Origin of the sequence: Halomarina salina, assembly GCF_023074835.1 — an archaeon.
In the GTDB taxonomy this organism is placed as follows: Archaea; Halobacteriota; Halobacteria; order Halobacteriales; family Haloarculaceae; genus Halomarina; species Halomarina salina.
This window is the reverse complement of the sequence record NZ_JALLGW010000001.1, coordinates 2,942,814-2,955,277: the sequence shown is the minus strand read 5'-3', so window position 1 is coordinate 2,955,277 and position 12,464 is coordinate 2,942,814. Positions and strand designations below refer to the sequence as shown.

At 68.7% G+C, this 12,464-nt stretch carries 15 protein-coding genes; 7 read left to right on the top strand and 8 right to left on the bottom strand.

The window, feature by feature from the left end; all coding sequences use genetic code 11:
* The first annotated feature begins 46 nt into the window (after nt 1-46).
* Nucleotides 47-310: a hypothetical protein gene (locus tag MX571_RS15030; protein ID WP_247418156.1), complete on the top strand. Its 264-nt coding sequence runs from the start codon at nt 47-49 to the stop codon at nt 308-310.
* 122 nt (nt 311-432) lie between these two features.
* Here MX571_RS15030 and MX571_RS15025 read toward each other — a convergent pair whose 3' ends face one another.
* Nucleotides 433-579, bottom strand: coding sequence for a hypothetical protein (locus tag MX571_RS15025; RefSeq protein WP_247418154.1), 147 nt, complete (start codon nt 577-579; stop codon nt 433-435).
* Nucleotides 580-963: 384 nt separating this feature from the next.
* Between MX571_RS15025 and MX571_RS15020 the strand changes: the two genes are divergently transcribed.
* Nucleotides 964-1,248 (top strand): hypothetical protein, encoded by a 285-nt coding sequence (locus MX571_RS15020; protein WP_247418152.1) that lies wholly within the window; start codon nt 964-966, stop codon nt 1,246-1,248.
* Nucleotides 1,249-1,450: 202 nt separating this feature from the next.
* A complete protein-coding gene (locus MX571_RS15015; RefSeq protein ID WP_247418150.1) occupies nt 1,451-1,639 on the top strand; it encodes a hypothetical protein in 189 nt (62 codons plus the stop codon).
* Between the two features lie 66 nt (nt 1,640-1,705).
* On the opposite strand, the gene MX571_RS15010 is transcribed toward MX571_RS15015, so the two are convergent.
* Both MX571_RS15010 and MX571_RS15005 read right to left on the bottom strand, forming a co-directional pair.
* Nucleotides 1,706-2,434: an RNA methyltransferase gene (locus MX571_RS15010; protein WP_247418148.1), complete on the bottom strand. Its 729-nt coding sequence runs from the start codon at nt 2,432-2,434 to the stop codon at nt 1,706-1,708.
* 75 nt (nt 2,435-2,509) lie between these two features.
* Nucleotides 2,510-3,034, bottom strand: coding sequence for a DUF8114 family protein (locus MX571_RS15005; RefSeq protein WP_247418146.1), 525 nt, complete (start codon nt 3,032-3,034; stop codon nt 2,510-2,512).
* A gap of 119 nt (nt 3,035-3,153) precedes the next feature.
* Here MX571_RS15005 and MX571_RS15000 point away from each other — a divergent pair, with 119 nt between their 5' ends.
* Nucleotides 3,154-4,803, top strand: coding sequence for a bacterio-opsin activator domain-containing protein (locus tag MX571_RS15000; RefSeq protein WP_247418144.1), 1,650 nt, complete (start codon nt 3,154-3,156; stop codon nt 4,801-4,803).
* A gap of 85 nt (nt 4,804-4,888) precedes the next feature.
* Here MX571_RS15000 and MX571_RS14995 read toward each other — a convergent pair whose 3' ends face one another.
* The 3 genes from MX571_RS14995 to MX571_RS14985 form a co-directional block, all read right to left on the bottom strand.
* The gene (locus MX571_RS14995) at nt 4,889-5,254 is read right to left on the bottom strand and encodes a DUF7344 domain-containing protein (protein ID WP_247418142.1); all 366 of its coding nucleotides are present in this window, start codon (nt 5,252-5,254) and stop codon (nt 4,889-4,891) included.
* 93 nt (nt 5,255-5,347) lie between these two features.
* Entirely contained in the window at nt 5,348-6,523 is a 1,176-nt protein-coding gene (locus MX571_RS14990; RefSeq protein WP_247418140.1) for a M48 family metalloprotease, read from the bottom strand.
* A 34-nt stretch (nt 6,524-6,557) separates the two neighbouring features.
* Nucleotides 6,558-7,568, bottom strand: a complete 1,011-nt coding sequence (locus MX571_RS14985) for a M48 family metalloprotease (protein WP_247418138.1) — start codon at nt 7,566-7,568, stop codon at nt 6,558-6,560.
* Nucleotides 7,569-7,706: 138 nt separating this feature from the next.
* Here MX571_RS14985 and folP point away from each other — a divergent pair, with 138 nt between their 5' ends.
* Both folP and MX571_RS14975 read left to right on the top strand, forming a co-directional pair.
* The gene (gene folP, locus MX571_RS14980; protein ID WP_247418137.1) at nt 7,707-8,834 is read left to right on the top strand and encodes a dihydropteroate synthase; all 1,128 of its coding nucleotides are present in this window, start codon (nt 7,707-7,709) and stop codon (nt 8,832-8,834) included.
* A gap of 167 nt (nt 8,835-9,001) precedes the next feature.
* Nucleotides 9,002-9,694, top strand: coding sequence for a 6-hydroxymethylpterin diphosphokinase MptE-like protein (locus MX571_RS14975; protein WP_247418136.1), 693 nt, complete (start codon nt 9,002-9,004; stop codon nt 9,692-9,694).
* A gap of 30 nt (nt 9,695-9,724) precedes the next feature.
* On the opposite strand, the gene MX571_RS14970 is transcribed toward MX571_RS14975, so the two are convergent.
* A complete protein-coding gene (locus tag MX571_RS14970; protein ID WP_247418135.1) occupies nt 9,725-9,922 on the bottom strand; it encodes a hypothetical protein in 198 nt (65 codons plus the stop codon).
* 4 nt (nt 9,923-9,926) lie between these two features.
* Entirely contained in the window at nt 9,927-10,898 is a 972-nt protein-coding gene (locus MX571_RS14965; RefSeq protein ID WP_247418134.1) for a quinone oxidoreductase family protein, read from the bottom strand.
* A 124-nt stretch (nt 10,899-11,022) separates the two neighbouring features.
* Between MX571_RS14965 and MX571_RS14960 the strand changes: the two genes are divergently transcribed.
* A complete protein-coding gene (locus MX571_RS14960) occupies nt 11,023-12,441 on the top strand; it encodes an FAD-binding oxidoreductase (RefSeq protein ID WP_247418133.1) in 1,419 nt (472 codons plus the stop codon).
* Nucleotides 12,442-12,464 lie beyond the last annotated feature (23 nt).

Here is a 12,464-nt window from a genome sequence, read left to right as displayed (position 1 = left end):
TGGCTAGCGTCTCACTCTATGCACGTGACTGTAGTAGACGACAGTAATGGTCCAACCGTTCGTCGTCGGTTGTCAGAACTGTGAGTATCAGCGTACGGTAGCGACCCTCGACACCGCGTTAGAACTCTACGGGGAGCACAGAGACAGTAACGACCACAGCGCAGAGGTCTGGTCGAGACGGTACCTCGCGGACCTCGACGAGGACGCCCCGGACTACATGCCCTCCCTCGATACGACCGACAACGCGCCGTCGCCCGACCCAACAGCGAGTGCTGGGGGCAACGCTAAGGCCGTCGATACCGACGACTGACGGGACGCGACCGGTTGATTCGTCGGACCTGTCCCTCCATCGACGCAGACAGTGGCTCGCTCGCGGGTGTCGCTTTCCGCGGGTCGTGAGGCGAAACGTCGTCAGTGTGGTCGAATCGTCCTTCACTGGCCAGTGGGGCACTTCACCGAGAGGTGTGGCTGCTCGCCGTCGACGGCCGCGACGAACTGACGAGGGCTGTTCTCCTCGTCGACGACCGTCGGTGGACCGACGGGTCGGTAGCGACCACGAGCAGGCCCGAGTGTCGCCACCGTTACGACGGGGGGTTCACTGGCGTACTGACCTGTCGATAGACACTGAAGCGACCCGAGAGACGGCGCGAGATAAATGATTCCGATAGTGGAGGTGAGCAGTTATTCTGGCGTACCCCTCCTCGTCTCTTGCCCGCCCACAGTCCCCTGGTCGCTGGTGAACGCGCTCCTGAGGCGTGACCCATGTGGGCGGGCGATAGTGCGACTGGACAGGACCGAACGATAGGGAGCGTGAGCAGGTCGCTTCTGCAGGGCGCGGACACGAGAGTACCGACGCTACGCCGTCGAGAGAGCACCATCGTCACCACCTACTCGTACCATAGACTTCTATTTCGATGGTGAAGCCCACACGTATTTAGGACCTGGACTATCAGATGGTACAACGTGACACCGCACGACTCTCCCGTGGAGGGTGCAGCGAGGGGTTCTCTCGCGGGCGAGTTCACCGAGCCGTATCTCTGTCGAGCGTGCTCGACGGACGCTGCTGGCGAGCGACCAGCGACCGTCGACGAACTGCTCGCGCAGGACGATGCACCTGGGTGTCCGAACGACGTCGTCGGCCGCTACCGCATCGACCGGCAGTCCGGACTCCCGGTCAACGGGTGGCTCTGTGCGGACCACCGAGATGCACTTCGCAAGCACCTCGTAACGACGTTCGCCGAGTACTGATTCACACGTCCCCGGAACAGACGGAGTACCGTCGACCGTGAGTCGATATCGAGCGCCGCGTTCGCGCAGTGGTGGTCATGACCTCGCAGGCGACGACCGTTTTCCGGCGACCGTCGTAGGTACGTCTCCGAGCATCTGAGGGCGACCGTTCGGAGTCGAGAGCGTCGGCTGACGCCGTCACACGACGAACGACGAGATATCCATGGACGCACCACACTCACCCCCGACCGTTACGACGGAAGCAGAGCTGGTCGAACAGTTCAACGAACTCATCGAATCGGCCCACCGACACGGTGTCGACGTCGAAGGCGCGTGGGCCTGTCGCGACACGGACGCGTGGATGGACTACGAGCTACTGGTCTCTGCCGTCAGGCCGGTCACGTTCGGGTAGTTCGTCCGCTGTCGTGCTGTCGCCGGTGCCGTCCGGCTCGTCCGCCCGTGCCGTCTGGACAACGGCTCAGTCGTACCGGTCCGGATTCTCGATACGGCTCTGCGCACGTCGAAGGATTCCACGGAGCGTACTCACCTCGCGGGTCGTGGGGTGGGCGCGGCCGACGAGGCGGCGGAACATCCGCCGGGTCTGCTGCCGTCGCTCCTCGACGATGCCCGCCGCCTCGACGAACGACCCCCACTGGTCGTGGAGTCCCACCACGTCCTGCTGGGGCGCGCGGTCCACCTCGGTCGGGTGCTGGTGGTCCTCGACCGTCAGCGTCCGCAGTTCGTAGCAGACGACTGTCGCGGCCTGCCCGAGGTTGAGGACGGGGTAGTCCGCGCTCGCCGGGATGGTACAGACCTCGTCCATCCGTTCGAGCTCCTCGTTGTGGAGGCCGACGCGTTCGCGTCCGAACACGACGCAGGTGTCCGCCTCGACGCCCTCCAGCGAGTCGGCGAGTTCTCGCGGCGTCCGGAACGGGTACCGGACGTGGCGACGCTCGTCGTCGTTGGTGATGGCCGTCGTCCCGACGGTGTGGTAGTTCTCGACGACGTGGTCGAAGCTCACCTGGCGAGCGTTCGGGAGGATGTCCTCGCGTGCTTGCCCCGCGAAGCCGTACGCCTCGCCGTCCTCGTCGAGGTCCGGCGGGTCGACCAGCAGCAACTCCGAGAGGCCGAAGTTCTTCATCGCCCTGGCGATGGTCCCGACGTTGCCGGGCGTGCGCGCGTCCACGACGGCGACCGCGATGCTCATTGGCCGTGGTTGCCGGTCGGTGGGGAAAAGCGGCGCGTTCCGGGGTCGCGGCGAGAAGAACGGGCCGGGCGGGCGCTACAGGTCGAGGTCCGAGAGGTCGATGTCGAGCGCCTCCCGTTCCTCGTCGCTCATCTCCGCGAGTTCGGTCTCTAGGTCATCGAGCTGTGGGTCGGGCTCTGGCTGGACGACGTCGTCGGGGTCGGTGTCGACGTGCTCCATCCCGCCGTAGCCCTCGGGGGCCTCGCCACCGTCGGCGAACCACTGGTGGAACGCGTTCTGCAGGAGGCGGTCCCCCGCGAGGTCGGTGCCGCCCTCCTCGCGGAACCAGTAGAGGAAGTCGGGTTCGTGCTCGTTGCAGAGCAGCACCTCGCCGAGCGGTTCGCCGTAGACGACCTTCGCCTGCTTGCAACGCTGGCGCTCCTCCTCGCCGTAGGTCAGCCAGCAGGCGTCACACGGCTTGTCGACGAGCGTCGCCAGTCGGGCGATGCGCTCCCTCGGCTCGGGCGGAATCTGCGCGAGCGGTTTCAGCGACCCGTCGTCGCCGAGAATCTCTTCCTCGTCGAAGCGCCACCCGCGGAGGCCGATGCTCACCTTGCTCATACGGATGGTACCCGAGCCGGAGAGAAAAACGGTCTGTTCTCGGAGTGTGCAACGCGCATACTTTTCCGCCCGAGTACCTTGCATATTTCAAGCCGGTTACACGGCGTGAGGACCACAGCGTGAGCAACTCCGGAGACGACATCGAGACGGAGACGACCGAGGGCGCGCCCACGACGCGCTCGGTGTTCCGGTCCCATCCGCTCGCGAGTGCGAGTTTCGACACCCTGCCGACGCAGGTCGCCATCCTCGACAGGGACGGCACCATCGTCTACACCAACGAGGCGTGGCGTGCGTTCGGCGAGGCGAACGGCATCCAGGGCGACCCCCACACCATCGGGGACAACTACCTCGCGGTCTGTGCGGCGAGCAGCGGCGACTCCGGTGACACGGCCGCGGCGGGACTCGACGCAGTCCTCGACGGCGAGCGCGACGAGTTCTCCGTCGACTACCCGTGTCATAGCCCGAACGAACGGCGCTGGTTCACGATGCGCGCGGTTGGGTTCGTCCACGAGGGCGAGCGGTTCGTCCTCGTGTTGCACCTGAACGTCACCGAGCAGAAGCTGGCCGAGCAGCAGGCCAGAGACCAGAACGCGAAGCTGGAGACGACCAATCGGGTCGGCGAACTCATCCGGGGACTCACCCGGACGCTGTTCGACGCCGAGAGTCGCGAACAGCTCGAACAGAGCCTCTGTGTGGGTATCGTCGCCGACGACGACCTCTACTCGTTCGCGTGGACGACGGAACGTGACGTGAACGACGACGGCATCCGGCCGCGTGCGTTCGCCGGCGACGACGGCGGGTTCCTCGACGCGGCGGGCGACCTCTCCCACGAGGTGCGGGCGCACAGCGCCATCGGGGCCGCCACGAGCGAGCGCCGCGTCCACCACGAACTCGCCAGCCCGACCGCCGAGGACCCGCTCTCCCAGGCCGTCTTCGAGGCGGGTGGCACCGGGTTCGTCGTCGTGCCGATGGCGTACAACGAGACGACCCACGGGTCGCTCGTCGTCCACACCGAGCGCCCGGACCCGTTCGGCGAGGCGGAGCGGACGGCGCTCGGACTGCTCGGCGAGACGGTCGGCTACGCCATCACCGCGATGGAGAACCGTCGCCTCCTCAACGCCGACAGCGTCGTCGAACTGCAGCTCTCGGTCGATTCGTCGGCCGTCGTCGACCTCTCGGCCCGGGCCGACTGTACGATCCGTCTCGACGGGTTCGTCCCGCTCACGTCGGGGAGCGCCATCCTCTACCTCGCGTCCTCGGACTGCGACGTCGACAGGGTACTCTCCGAGGGAGAAGCACACCCGTCTATCGACCGCATCTCGGCGGTGACCGAACGCGACGGCGAGCAGGTGTTCGAGGCCGTCGTCGCCGAGAACTCGGCCGTCGTGACGTTCGCCGACGCCGGAGCGAACGTCACGGAGGCAGTGGCAGAGGACGGGACCGGGCGCATCGTCGCGGAGGTCTCCCCGGAGACGGACGTCCGGGAGTTCGTCGCGACCATCCGGGGGCGCTACGGCGACGCCGAACTCCTCGCGAAACGGACCGTCGAGCGCCAGGTCGACGCGCGGTCCGACGCGAGTCCGCTCGCACAACTGACCGACCGTCAGCGCTCCATCCTCGAAGCCGCCTACCACGCGGGCTACTTCGACTGGCCGCGCAACTCCTCGGGGACCGACCTCGCCGAGTCGTTCGACATCTCGCCGCCGACGTTCCACCAGCACCTCCAGGTCGGCCTCCGCAAACTGCTCGCGTCGGTCGTCGAGGACTGACGCGCTCCTCACGTCTCATCGTACCGACAGCAGACGCACCGGGAGAACCAGCTCCGCCGTCTCGCCCGCACGGGTCGCGTGTCGACTACGCTCTCGCCGACTCGACGGCGGTGAGACACGCGGCCGCCTCGTCGAGGGTCCGACCCGGTGCGACCGTGCCCGCCTCGCGGTCGTACTCGACGATGTCGAGCGCCGCGAGTTTCGGGAGGTGCCCGTGGTGGAACGCCGTGCGCGTCTGCTCCCGGTCGTCGGCCGTCGTCCCGTACATCGCGTACAGGTCGTCGACGAACGCCTCGGTCGTGGTGTCGTCCGGACGGTCGTCGAGATAGCGGACCGCGCACCGCCGCCAGCGTGACCCGAGCACCTCGAACAGGTCGTCGAGGTCGAGGACGGTCGTGAGGCCGGTGCCAGCGGTGTCGGGCGCGACGGTGGAGGGCTGTGGGTGTGCCATCTACCCATCAATCCACCAGCCGAGCGGTTAGTCATCTTCCCTAATTGGTTAGGTCGGGACAGTCCCGACAGAGAAACTGGTCCGACTCCGTGATTACGGTGATCCCCGCCGCCGTTCGAGTGCTCCGAGTCGCTCGACTCGTTCGTCGGTCGTCGGATGGGTCGAGTAGACGCGGCGAATCCAGCGACGGAGCCGCGCGATACCGCGTCGAATCGGTTTCTGGACGCTCCAGAGGATGGGCCGTCGACGCTCCCACGACTGCTTCGCGACGATTGGCTCGCGCGGTGGCGGCACGATGGAGAGCGCGACCACCTCCTCGTGGCGGAGGTCCGCTACGGGCGGTCGGTCGAGGGTCGCGTCGAGCGTCTTCAGTGCGCTCGCCAGCCCGCTCGGGTTCCCGGTGATGGCGACGGCACCCCGGTCGGCGGCGCGTTCGCGCGTCCGCGACAGGACGGCGACGAGGACCCGCCCGAGGAGCGTGACCGGAACCATGACGAGCGAGACGGGGATCGCGAACAGTCCGAGTCCGTCGCTCTGGGGGCTGCTCCTCGGCCCCATCCCCCACGCGTACTGCCGGACGAGGCGCGCGCCGGCGACGACGGAGGAGGCGGCCGTCATCACGGCGGCGTCGCGGTTCTTGACGTGGGCGAGTTCGTGGGCGACGGCCGCCTCCAGTTCCGCGTCGTCGAGCGTCGCCAGCAACCCCTCGGTCACGACGAGCGTCGTCGTGGCGGGACGGTAGCCGACGGTGAGTATCTCGGGGGCGTCCGTCTCGGCGACCAGCAGGTCCGGAAGCGGCAGGTCCGCCTGCTGGGCGAGCGCGGCCGTCGTCGAGCGGAGTCGGTCGTCCTCTGCCGGTCGCGTCGGCGTGTCCGGAAACAGCTTCCCGGTCGTGTCGAACGCCGACCGGACGGACTCCGCGACTGCTGTGCGCGCCGTTTCGCCCCACTCGCGGGCCACTCTCACCAGTCCGACCAGGACCAGGAGGTGCCAGGCCACCAGCAGCAGCCAGGGGAGCGGGCCCCACGACTCGGGCGACTCGGCACCCGTCAGGAGCGAGGCGGTCTCCTGTGCGAGGAGGATACCGAGCATCGGGCCGACCATCGCCAGACAGCCGACCGTCAGCCCGATCACCAGGAGTGCTGCGGCGACGCCGAACACGCCGACGACCAGCCCCAGGAGGCCCAGCAACGGAAACACGACCACCAGCCGGGCCGTCAGTGCGACCTCTCGTGGCCAGTGGACGACGCGCTCCGGGGGACGGCTCACGCGTCGACTCGACCCGGCGTCTCGCCGTCTCGGCTCATCCGTCGGTGCGTTCGCGTTCGAGACGGCGGAGCCGCTCGATGCGCTCGTCGGTCTCGGGGTGGGTCGCCAGCGCCCGGTGGAAGTACCGTTCGTTCAGCCGACGACGAACGCGACGGAACGGGAGGCGGACGCTCCAGAACAGGGGCCGACGCTTGTCGTAGGTGAGCTTCGGTCCCGGTTCACCGCTCGGGGCCGGCACGACCGACAGCGCGGCCAGCGCGGTGTCGCGGGCGTCGGTGTCGGGGGTCGAACTGACGTCGTCGGCGAGCGTGTCGAGCGCGCTGGCGAGCGGGGCGGGGTCGCCCAGCAGCGCCGTCGCGCCGCGGTCTGCCGCGAGTTCTCGGCTCCGGGACAGCGACGCGACGAGCGTCCGACCCGTCCCCCAGAACGCGTAGGACCCGGCGGCGACGGCGAGGAGAACGAAGTGGACGCCGCCGCTGTGCTGGAGCACGCGGGCGAGGTTCCTCGCACTCGACAGCGGGAGCTCGACGAGCGTCATCACGGCGGCGTCGCGGTTCTTGACGTGCGCGAGTTCGTGCGCGACGACGGCTTCGAGCTGGCGCTCATCGAGGGCGTCGAGCAGCCCCGTCGAGACGACGAGCTTCGCGTCGTCCGTCGAGAGCCCGGTCGTCATCGCGAACGGCCGCTCCCGGTCGGCGACGTGGACCGACGGCATCGGGAGGTCGGCGGCCTGCGCCAGTTGCGCGACTGCCCTGTGGAGGCTCGGATAGTCGGCGGGCGACACTTCCTCGGCGTCGAACGTCTCCGCGGCGTCCTGCTGGAGTGCGTGGTGGAGGACGGCGCACCCCGCGACGAGGGTCGCGACGGCACCGAGACCGACGGCCATCGCGTCGGTGAGCGAGACGCCGACGAAGGGAGCGAGCCACTGCAGGCCCCACCCGACGAGGACGGAGAGTCCCGCGCCGAACGCGAGGGTCAGCACCCCGAGGGCGAGCAGGGTCAGTGCCATCCGCCGCTGGAGGTCGCGGTCGAGGGGCCAGTTCATGTCACATCGTTGGCTCCAACCCACCAAAAGTACTGCGGCGCGTTCTCACGGCGTGAAGACGCCCGAGACGACGTGGTGCGACCGTATCGACGTGCCGCGACCGCACCGGCTTTGACCCGTCCGCCGCTAGGTCCGTCCATGCGAACCGTCGACGCCGCCGGTCTCCCCATCGGCGACGACCACCCGCCGCGCATCATGGGCGTGTTGAACGTCTCCAGCGAGTCGCCGTACGATCCGAGCGTCTTCGACGACCCCGGCGAGGCGGCCACGTACGTCGACGAGGAACTGGTCGACGAGGGGGCCGACATCGTCGACGTGGGCCTCGAATCGGCGAACAAGCGACTCGACGTGCTGACCGCCGAGCAGGAACTCGACCGTCTCGACACGGCCGTCGAGGCCATCCACTCGGTCTCCGGCGACGTCGTCTTCTCCATCGAGACGCGCTACCACGAGGTCGCCGCCGAGGCACTGGACCGCGGGTTCGACATGGTCAACGACGTCTGCGGGTTCGCCGACCCGGAGATGCCGCGCGTCTGCGAGGAGCGAGACGCCGCCGTCGTCAAGATGGCCTCGCCGCCGGACCTCGAACGACCCGGCGCGGTCGAGGAGGTCGATGATATCTACGACGCCCTCGAACTGAACGGCTTCACCGAGAAGACCATCGTCGACCCGGCGTTCGGCGGGTGGTCGGAGGCGAAGACGCTCGCCCACGACCGCGAGACGTTCGAGCGCCTCCGGGAGTTCCGCGGGTACGGGCGGCCGGTGCTCGTCTCCATCAACCGCAAGAACTTCCTCCGCGACCTCGCGGGTCGCTCGACGGAGGCGGCCCTGCCGGTCAGCCTCGCGGCCACGTCGATGGCCGTCGAACGCGGGGCGCACGTCGTCCGCACCCACGACGTCGCCGAGACGCGCGACGCGGCGCTCGTCGGCCACCGGTTCACCCGCGACCGGGTCCGGACGCCGAGCGTCGAGGAACTCGACGTGACGACGGTGCGCGAGGCCGAACGCCACGCCGAGCGGCTGGAGGCCGACGTCGACCTCTCGCGAGACGCGGTGGTGCGCGTCTTCGAGGTCCGGGCCGAGGACCGCACCGCCGACCGACTCTCGACGCTCGCCGCCGAACACGGGGCGCGATACGTCGAGGGGTCGAACGCCGACCTGCTGGTCGGCACCCACCGGTCGCTCACGGCACTCTGCTCGGCGAGCGACCCGGAGGAGAGCGAGACGGCGGCGGTGCTGGACGACGTCGCCGGCGAAATCGACTGACTCCGCACCCCGGAGGCGGAAGCGCGTCCGACGCGCGTCGTCCACTGGGCCGACAGGTAAGAGAAAACTTATTGCGTCGCCGTAAATATCGACGGATGCGAGTCGCCTGGCCACACGGGTAGGGGTACTTGGTGGCCAGGGGACCTACGGTTTATTACTGGGAGAGCATGCGATACACCGACTGGAACCCCGTCTACGAGGCGATACTCCGCGACTTCGGCTACGACCGGGCCGGTGACGAACGCGTCCGCGACCGCCTCGCCGTACTCGCCCGACGGTTCGACCACGACCGTCTTCCACCGTTCGCGGGCGCGACCGTCGCGGTCTGTGGCGCGGCTCCGTCGCTCGCCGACGACCTCGCCCTCGCGCGGCGTGCCGACCTCGTCGTCGCCGCCTCGACGGCCGCCGACGTCTGCCGCGCCGAGGGCGTCGCGGTCGACCTGATGGTGACCGACCTCGACAAGAACCCGGAGACAGCGGTCGAGTTGACCCACGAGTCGACGCCCGTCGCGGTCCACGCCCACGGCGACAACCGGCCGCTCGTCGAGGAGTACGTCCCGCAGACGACGAGCGAGTGGACGCTCCCGACGACGCAGGCCGAACCGGTCGGCCCGGTCGAGAACCTCGGCGGGTTCACCGACGGCGACCGCGGAGCGTTCCTCGCCGACCACTTCGGCGCGGACGAACTGCTGTTTCCGGGGTGGGCGTTCGACGACCCAGAGGTCTCGCCGGAGAAGCGTCGGAAACTCGCGTGGGCGGAGCGCCTGCTGTACTGGCTGGAACGCCGCCGCGGCGAGCGGTTCGCCGTCCTCGACGGTCGGCGGGAAGATATCGACACGTCCGCGCTACCGGTCGAGTGAGGGTTCTCGCTGGTCGGTGTCTCGACCGCCTCACGCCTCACGGTCGGTCGCTCCCGTGGCGAACACGCCGACGAGCACGGCGAACAGGACGACCGCGACGACGACGGCGGAGAGCGCTGCGACTCCGCGACTCTCCCCCATCACCTCGACGGCCACGCCCACGCCGGCCCCGACGGGGAGCGCGAACAGGAGGGCGTAGCCGACGGCGATCCGCGTTCGGGGGTCCACGCCTCTACGGGACGAGCAGGACCTTCCCGCTCGACTCGCGGTTCTCGATGTAGCGGTGGGCGTCGGCGGCCTCGTCCAGCGCGAACGTCTCGCCGACCTGCACCTCCAGCGTACCAGACGAGAGCATCTCCGTCAGCGGTGGCACCGCGCTCATCACCTTCTGTGGCGTGCGGTACATCGCCTGACCGAGGTGGTAGCCGATGACGCGCTGGTTCGCGAACAGCAGCGAGGCGGTGTCGGGACGACCCGGTTCACCGCTCGCCGCGCCGTAGCTGACCATCCGCCCGAAGTGGGTGAGGCAGTCGAGGCTCCGTTCGGTGGTGTCGCTACCGATGCCGTCCAGCACGAGGTCGACGCCGTCGCCGTCGGTCAGGTCGTTCACCTCCTCCGCGAAGTCGGTCTCGGTGTAGTTGATGGGGTGGTCCAGTCCGAGGTCGCTCGCGAGGTCGAGTTTCTCCTGCGTGCTCGCGGTGCCGAACGTCTCCGCACCAGCCTCGCGAGCTATCTGGACGGCTGCCGTCCCGACGCCACCCGCTGCGGCGTGGATGAGGACCGACTCGCCCTCCTCCAGTTCGCCCCACTCGTGGAGGCAGTTGTGCGCGGTGAGGAACTGGACGGGGAAGCCGGCGGCCTCCTCGAAGCTCATGTTCTCGGGGACGTCGAACAGCCCGTTCGCGTCGCCGAGGACGTACTCCGCGTAGCCGCCCTCGCCGACCATCCCGACCACCTCGTCGCCGACGGAGCGGCCGACGCCCTCGCCGACGGCGTCGACGACGCCGGCCACCTCCATTCCGGGGACGTAGGTCGGCTGTGGGCCGCCCTGGTAGTGGCCGCGTCGCTGCATGATGTCCGCGAAGTTGATGCCCGCCGCGCGGACCTCGATGCGGACCTGGCCCTCGCCCGGTTCGGGCGCGTCGCGCTCGGTCGTTCGCAACACGTCGGCGTCGCCGAACTCCGTCACCTCGATAGCCTGCATGACCGCCGGTCGGGCCGCGACGCGCATAAAGCCGGACGGAACTCGGGGCGACGGGTCGCGAGTTTTCCGTGGACGGCCATCGTGCGGGGAAGCGTTAACCTCGTCCCCGAACAGACGTGAGCACATGCCACACGACTGTTCGTTCCTCTCGGACCTCGACGTCGCCGTCTCGTTCGAGAATGACGACCTGGAGAACCACGCGGCCGACTGGGGGACACAGGAGACGGAGAAACGGACGCTCCCGGACGCCGTCGTCCGTCCCGAGTCGACCGAAGAGGTGTCGGCGGTGCTCGCCGCGGCCGACGAACGCGGCGTCCCCGTGACGCCCTACGCCGCGGGGACGAGCCTGGAGGGGAACGCCGTCCCCGCGTTCAACGGCATCAGCATGGACGTGATGGGGATGAACGAGGTGCTCGACGTCCGGCCCGACGACTTCCAGATAGACGTACAACCGGGCGTGATGGGCACCGCAGTCGACGACGCGGTAGCCGAGTACGGTCTGTTCTTCCCGCCGTTGCCCTCCTCGGGCAACCTCTCGACCATCGGCGGGATGATAGCGAACAGCGCCAGCGGGATGCAGACGGTGAAGTACGGCGAGGTGGGCGACTGGGTGCTCGAACTCGAAGCCGTCCTCGCGGACGGGAGCGTCGTCGAGACGGGCAGTCGCGCCATCAAGACCTCCAGCGGCTACGACCTGAAGTCGCTGCTCGTCGGCAGCGAGGGGACGCTCGCCGTCGTCACCCGCGCGACGCTCTCGCTGCAGGGCAGGCCACAGCAGATTCGCGGCGGCCGGGCCATCTTCCCGACGCTCGACGACGCCGCGGAGGCCGTCTTCGACGTCGTCCGCTCGGGCGTCGACGTGGCCAAGATAGAACTCATCGACGAACTGAGCGCCGAGATGGCCAACGACTACCTCGGAACCGGTCTCCCCGACTCGCCGATGACGTTCCTGGAGTTCCACGCGAACCACGGCGTCGAGGAGGAGATCGCGTTCTGCGAGAGCGTGTTCGAGGAGCACGGCGTCGAACGCTTCGAGATGGCCGACGAGGGGGAGATGGAGGACCTGTGGGCGGCCCGCCGCGAACTCGCGTTCGCCGCCCGCGCCTGGGACCCCGAGCAGCAACCGCTCCACCCCGGCGACATCACCGTCCCCATCAGCGAGTACCCGGACATCATCCGCTACGCGAAGGAACTGGAGGCCGAGTACGGGCTGCCCGTTCCCTGCTTCGGCCACGCGGGCGACGGCAACCTCCACTACTCCGTCCTCGTCCCCGACGACCCCGAGGTCCGCGAGCAGGGCGAGGAGCTGTACCGGGAGGTCGTCGAACGCGCCATCGAGGTGGGCGGGACCTGCACGGGCGAACACGGTATCGGGCTGGGGAAACGCGAGTACCTCGAACTCGAACACGGCGCGGCGAGCGTCGACGCGATGCGCCGTATCAAGCGCGCGCTGGACCCCAACGACACGCTGAATCCGGGGAAGATGTTCCCCGAAACCATGGAGGAAGGGCGACGGGTCCGACTGGAGGAGGCCGACGACTGAATCTCCGTGTAAGTATCCAAATC

What these genes read in the sequence shown, in the direction of transcription:
- folP (WP_247418137.1), top strand. Translation starts at nt 7,707, where the DNA reads ATGCGAACCGTCGACGCCGCCGGTCTCCCCATCGGCGACGACCACCCG.
- MX571_RS14995 (WP_247418142.1), bottom strand. Translation starts at nt 5,254, where the DNA reads ATGGCACACCCACAGCCCTCCACCGTCGCGCCCGACACCGCTGGCACC.
- MX571_RS15030 (WP_247418156.1), top strand. Translation starts at nt 47, where the DNA reads ATGGTCCAACCGTTCGTCGTCGGTTGTCAGAACTGTGAGTATCAGCGT.
- MX571_RS14985 (WP_247418138.1), bottom strand. Translation starts at nt 7,568, where the DNA reads ATGAACTGGCCCCTCGACCGCGACCTCCAGCGGCGGATGGCACTGACC.
- MX571_RS15005 (WP_247418146.1), bottom strand. Translation starts at nt 3,034, where the DNA reads ATGAGCAAGGTGAGCATCGGCCTCCGCGGGTGGCGCTTCGACGAGGAA.
- MX571_RS14965 (WP_247418134.1), bottom strand. Translation starts at nt 10,898, where the DNA reads ATGCAGGCTATCGAGGTGACGGAGTTCGGCGACGCCGACGTGTTGCGA.
- MX571_RS15015 (WP_247418150.1), top strand. Translation starts at nt 1,451, where the DNA reads ATGGACGCACCACACTCACCCCCGACCGTTACGACGGAAGCAGAGCTG.
- MX571_RS15010 (WP_247418148.1), bottom strand. Translation starts at nt 2,434, where the DNA reads ATGAGCATCGCGGTCGCCGTCGTGGACGCGCGCACGCCCGGCAACGTC.
- MX571_RS14960 (WP_247418133.1), top strand. Translation starts at nt 11,023, where the DNA reads ATGCCACACGACTGTTCGTTCCTCTCGGACCTCGACGTCGCCGTCTCG.
- MX571_RS14975 (WP_247418136.1), top strand. Translation starts at nt 9,002, where the DNA reads ATGCGATACACCGACTGGAACCCCGTCTACGAGGCGATACTCCGCGAC.